The sequence below is a fragment of the uncultured Demequina sp. genome (genome assembly GCF_913055775.1).
Taxonomy (GTDB): Bacteria; Actinomycetota; Actinomycetes; order Actinomycetales; family Demequinaceae; genus Demequina.
Window position 1 is genome coordinate 1 of record NZ_CAJXJX010000154.1, and the last position, 5,577, is coordinate 5,577.

General features: G+C 73.3%; 4 protein-coding genes. All 4 read right to left on the reverse strand.

Going from position 1 to position 5,577, the window contains the following annotated elements; all coding sequences use genetic code 11:
- Positions 1-16 precede the first annotated feature (16 nt).
- Positions 17-1,249: a contractile injection system tape measure protein gene (locus QZ483_RS12375; RefSeq protein WP_297084447.1), complete on the reverse strand. Its 1,233-nt coding sequence runs from the start codon at positions 1,247-1,249 to the stop codon at positions 17-19.
- Complete coding sequence (locus QZ483_RS12380) at positions 1,246-3,342, reverse strand: hypothetical protein (protein ID WP_297084449.1); 2,097 nt, start codon at positions 3,340-3,342, stop codon at positions 1,246-1,248. Before QZ483_RS12380 ends, QZ483_RS12375 begins: the two co-directional genes overlap by 4 nt.
- A gap of 13 nt (positions 3,343-3,355) precedes the next feature.
- Positions 3,356-4,303, reverse strand: coding sequence for a hypothetical protein (locus QZ483_RS12385; RefSeq protein WP_297084451.1), 948 nt, complete (start codon positions 4,301-4,303; stop codon positions 3,356-3,358).
- Positions 4,296-5,577, reverse strand: a 1,282-nt coding sequence (locus tag QZ483_RS12390) for a hypothetical protein (protein WP_297084453.1), incomplete at its 5' end; no start/stop codon positions are given. The genes QZ483_RS12385 and QZ483_RS12390, both read right to left, overlap by 8 nt.

A 5,577-nucleotide genomic window follows, 5' to 3' on the forward strand; every position in this document is an offset into this window, starting at 1 on the left:
GAGCCGGTCGGCGAGGTCACGGTACGAACCGGATCTCGACGACGTCGGTCCACGGCAGCCGGAAGCCGGCCAGGGGGTAGGGCAGTCGGGACAGCACGACATCCAGGGGCGCCGACTCCGCCGTGACGCGCACGGGGGGACCCGCGTCGATGAGCGCGGGCCGCGTGATCCAGCCGTCGCGTATGAACGTGGCGGAGGACTCGTCGAAGCCGGGTAGCAGCGCGGCGAACGCCGCGAGGACGCGCTCGGCCGCCTCAATGTCCTCGTCGCGCACCTCGGCCTCGCCCCCGGGCTCGTCGGTGGACCCCGCGAGCACGCGGACGAGCGGGTCATCGACGGCGCGGTGGTCGCCCGCCGCGAGCACGCTGAGCGTGCGCCTGCGGGCCACGACCGGGTCCTGGTCGGGGCGCGCGTCGCTGGCGGCGTCGCACAGGTCTCCCAGCCACGGATACAGCAGCACGAGCCCGCCCCAGGCGCTCGCGGTGAGGGCGTCCACCATGGCGGCGCCGGGTGCGAGTTCGGCCAGGCGCCGGACATGGGCGGCGGCGTCGGCGACCCGGTCTGGCTCGGGTGTGGCGAGCGCCTCGCGATCAGGGCTGGCCGATGCGCGCTGCACCGCATCCTGCGCGCGTTCCGGGGGCGCGTGGTCGCCCCAGGCAGCAGGGGTGGAGGTCGACACGCTCGGCCCGGACGGCGGCGGTGACGACTCGGCGCGCCGGGTCGCGCGGTCCATGGCCGCGAGCCACGCGCGCGCCTTGCCGACGCTGAGGCGCGAGACGACCTCAGCGGCCATGGGCGCGGAGTCCGCGGCCGCCAGTGCGCGAGGCAATGCCGAGGCCGGGGCTCCCGCGGCGAGCCAGGCGCGCACCTGGGCGGCGACCGCATCGGCGCTTGCGGCGGGCCCGCCGGACGGGGCCGCTGCGTTATCCACGGTGGTCTTCTCGGGAGCGTGAGGGCTGCCCCGGTGCGTGGGTTCCCCGGCCGGCTCCTGGGCTTCGGGGTCGTCCGGGAGCGCGAGAGCGCCGAGAGTGGCGGCGCGGATCCGTTCTGCCCACAGGATCGCGAGGGTCTCGTCATCGTAGTCCGCGGGGTCCACGTCGAGGGTCACGGTGAGCGTGCCGAGGGTCGCGTCGGGCGCCGCACCGAGCGCGTGGTCGAGTGCCTGGGCCAGCGGACCAGCCGCCACGCGCGCGAGCCTCCGGGACGCATCCCCGCGAATGCGCACCCGGCCGATCTCCATGTCGGTCATCCGAGGATGTCCTTGGCCATGCGGAACTGGACATCGATCTGGCTGCCGATGTTGTCGTCGATGCCGGCGGACTTCACCGCCGTGCGCAGGGTGTCGAGCACCGACAGCACGGCGCCGCCGACGCCCTCGGCGTCGTCGGTGGTGAGTGCCACCTCGAGGCGGGCGGAGGCGCGCGAGGCGTCCTTGATGTACCTGCTGAGCAGCGGGGTGTTGTCGCCGGAGATCGTCTCGAGACCGGCGTTGACGGACTCCGCGAACTCGATGATCGCCTCGCCCATGTGCTTGATCGAGAACCCGTCGTCCGGTCGTTCGGCACCGCCCACGACAATCGGCCCGCGGGTGCCCGCCTGCAGAGCACCTTCCATGGTGGCGACGCGCTGCTTGAGGTTGTCGAGGTCGCCGCCGAGCACCTCCTCGATGCCCTGATGGACCGCGCCGTCGACACCGGCGAGGGTGGTCTCGACGCCGCCGCGCCACTCGAGCGTCGCGGCCTGGAACTCCTCGAGTCCCGCGACCTTGCCGCCCAGCCCGGACACGGACGAGTCGAGGGTGAGGAACTCCTGACTGAGGCTCGCGGTGGCGTCCAGTGCCTCGGTCGCCGCGCCCACGGCGGCGGGCAGTTGCGTGCCGACCTGCTTCGCGGTGTGAGCGGCGGGGACGCGGCCCGTCGAGGTCACCCGGTTGTCGCCGTCGACGACGAGCACGATGGTGTCTGCGGGGCTCGCTGCCCCGGCTGACTGGTAGCCCGGGATCGTGGCGATCTCATCCTTGGTGGCGAGGATCACCGACGGGGCGACCTCGGTCTCGAGCACCGCCGCCTCGAGCACCGGCTGGATGAGGGGACCGCTGTGGCCAAGCGCGGGGCCGAGCCCGATCGCGCCGCTGCCGAGGTAGTCGAGCTCGCGCCCGGGGTACACGACGCCGCGGTCGAAGCCCGGGTTGATCCAGGGGCCGAGCGGGTCGCCCGGCCCGTCAGGCCCGAGAGGCCCGTAGGGGTTGATCCACTCGGGGATCTCCTCCCAGTGAGGAGGCGGGAAGAGGATCTCCGGCGGAGGGAACACGATCGTGTAGCACTCGCCCAGGGGGCGCCACGAGCCGTCGGGGCAGCGCACGAAGACCACGTCAATGATGGGGCCGTCGTCGTCCGGGTCTTCCGGTTCGGGCGGCGGGTCGGGCGGGGCGTAGGCGCCGATGGTCGCCTCGAGCTGGGCGACGTACAGGGCGCAGGGGCTCGCGCAGGTGCCGCCGACGAACGCGCGCGCCAGGCCCTCGGGAGGCTCCCAAGCGTGGCGGTAGCGGCAGTTCCACACCCACGCGCCGCCCGAGTAGTGCACCCAGCCGAGCACCACGCCAGGACGCGGCGTCTCGCGGTCGCACGAGAGCGCCATCAGCGCGCGGCACCGCATCAGCTCGAGCGTCTCGAACAGCACCTCGTTGAGGAACGCGGCCTTGTAGCCCTGCACGCCGTCGAGGTCCGAGCTCGAGATCGAGATGCCCTTGAGGTCGTTGATGAGCGCAGTGTCGATGAGCGGCGCCCCGGGGGCGGTCTCGAGGCGGTCCACGATCGCGTCCTTGAGGTCCTCGAACGAGCCGACGTAGGACGAGTCCTGGGACAGCGTGAGCGGATCCACCGCCAGCAGTGGCTCCGACGGGAACATGAAGCGGTCCCCCGTGACCCGGCCGCGCACGATGCGCAGCGCGGCGCCACGGGTGCGGATCTCCGCGTGGCCCGCGCAGCCAGCCTCGCCGCACTCCTCTTCGGGTTCGGGCTCATCCGTCATCTCGAGCACGACGCTGTAGCCCGACACCGAGTCGTCGATGAATTCGAAGCCGCCCGGGCCCGGGGTGGGCGGCAACTCGATCTCCATGGCGTCGTCGAGCGTCAGCGGCTCGCCGTTCTGGTCGATCGCGCGTCCGGGCTGGATGGTGAGCACGCGGTCGGCGATCGAGCCGGTCAGCCCGCAGTTGACGCCGAAGCCGATGAGGCGACCGAGCAACTGGTCGCGGTCGTGGAGGAACGTGCGCAGCAGCACGAGCTCGGACGCCGTGAGCGTCTGTCCCCCCTGAAATTCCGGATACTGGCTGTCGGGCATGGCCGCGGTCCTTTCAGTCCTCGCTGGGGAGGCTGCCGATATCGAGGCGGTCGATCGCCTCGAGGTTGTGGCAGTTCGTGGGGTCGGTGTCGGGGTTGGGGTACGTCGCGGAGTCGCGCGGGCACTCGCAGACGGTGATGCCGAGGCCGTGGCTGATGAAGCTCGTGATCGAGCACAGGAGAGCGTGCAGGTCGGACCGGTGCGTCGCGAGCTCGCCCTCGTAGGCGACGAGGGCAGCCTCGTACGCGGCGACGGCCGCGTCATAATGCGGTAGCGCCGAGTACTCCGGCATGGCCCCGAAGGTGTCCAGCGTGGGCATCGGCGGCGGCGCCGGTTGCGCGGGCGCCTCCCAATCGGGCGCCGTCCAGCACACGCGCAGCAGCACGTGCGCCGGGGCGTGGGCCTCGACGAACTCGATGGCCTCGCGGCGTCGGCGGAAGTCCTCGAACTGGGGCGTCGAGCGCACGAACAGGGTGCCCGTGAGCTCGGGGTCCGCGATGACGGTGTCCGCGACCTTGAAGTGCTCGAGCAGGAAAGGGCGGTCCGCGTCGGCGATGTCGAACGCGAGGCAGAACCAGTCGAGGAACCCGCGCGGGGTGCCGCGGCGTCGCCACAGGCGCGCGAACCGACCGGTGAAGTCTCGCCGCTTGGCAAGGCCGGCCTGGTCTCGCGTCCACGTGCGCGGGTACGCGTATGCCGCCCAGCCGGCCACCTCGTCGTACGTGTGGAGCAGGGCGTCGAGCGCCGCATCGACGCCGGCGTCGAGCGGCAGGCCCGCGGGCCACCTCAGCGCGGCGTCGGGTCCGTGCGCGAGCCCGGCGTCGTCGAGCGCGCCGATGGCGGCGCGAACGCCGTCGTCCATCAGTTCGAGGTAGCCGTCGACCTGCGCGAAGGAGGACTCCTGCTCCTGGTAGACGGCGGGCAGGTGCGACGAGATGCGCGAATAGTCGGCGCTAGACATGGCCGCACTCCCCGGTGGTGACGAGCCGCACGCGCACGCACTCGCCGTCGACGTCTCCTGGCACGCAGTCGGGGTCGAGTTCGACCGCGCCCTCGGTCACCCACGGGCCTGTGCCCGCGCGCAAGGCGAGGCCCTCGACGCCGAGCACCGCGTCGTCGGCCACGATCGCCTGCACCACCTCGGTGAGGCGGACGGGCTCTCCCGGGATCCAGCCGTCGAGTGGCTGGGGGTGCGGCGGCCATGGGCCGTCGACAGCGGGTGCGTCGAGGGGGGCGGGCCGGCTCTCGGGCCTGCCCGAGGCGAAGAATGCCTCGAGACGCGAGACGACGCCCGCCACCAACGCCGTCTGGTCGACCGCGGGACCGGCCAGCAGCGTGCCCTGCAGCGTGATCGCGCAGCGCTTCAGCACGGCCGCGCCCACCTCGTCGCAGAGGAGCCGGCGCGGATCGAGGGGGTCGTACGAGTCGAGCCATGTCGGGTGCGGCGAGTGCACCTCGGAGCCGATCGCGAGGGCGAGCACCTCGCGCAGGAAGTGGCGGTCGGTCGGCCAGCTCGTGGCGGCGAGGCCGTCGGGACGTGCGCGCCGCTCGACCACGAGCGTGACCGCCCCGAGGGCGTCGGGTGCGGCTGACGTCTGCTCCGATCCGTCCCATCGCACCCCGGCGAGCCGCCCACCGACGGCCCAGGCTCGCGCCACGTGGGAGTGGGCCCGGGCGCGGCGCGCGTAGTCGTCGTCGGTGACGGGCTCGCATGCGAGGGCCTGCAACGGGTGGGGCGGCCACACCTCCGTCTCGCCGCCCGGGTGCTCGAAGTCCTCGGGCATGGCTCCCGGCGGCGTCGTGGCCCGGCCGCGCGCGATGGCCGCCTCCTCCGCCGTCATGCCTGCCGCCGCGAGGTCCGTGGGCAGGTCCGTGTCGGGCTCACCGCTCGTCAATCGGCTGTCGAAGTCGACCCCGGTCCGGGCGACGCGGCGGCGGCGGTCGCGGCGCACGAGCGCCTCGCGCTCCTCGTCCCACAGCGGCAGCGACGCCGCCAGTGACTGCGCGGCCGCGGCATCGCGCTCGTCGCGCGTCCCCCCAAGCACGTCGTGCGCGTCGACCGCGGCAGCCACTGCGCCCGTGTGCTCGAGCGCCATCTGCAGCACCAGCCGCGCGCGCGTCGCCGTGATCGCGGCGTCGAGCGCGGCGGGCGGGATCTGCGTGGGTCCCGCTCCCACCAGTCCTGCTTCCGTCGCGAGTGTGATGGCGTGCGAGCGGCTCGCGGCGCGACGCGCG

What these genes read in the sequence shown, in the direction of transcription:
- QZ483_RS12385 (WP_297084451.1), bottom strand. Translation starts at nt 4,303, where the DNA reads ATGTCTAGCGCCGACTATTCGCGCATCTCGTCGCACCTGCCCGCCGTC.
- QZ483_RS12380 (WP_297084449.1), bottom strand. Translation starts at nt 3,342, where the DNA reads ATGCCCGACAGCCAGTATCCGGAATTTCAGGGGGGACAGACGCTCACG.
- QZ483_RS12375 (WP_297084447.1), bottom strand. Translation starts at nt 1,249, where the DNA reads ATGACCGACATGGAGATCGGCCGGGTGCGCATTCGCGGGGATGCGTCC.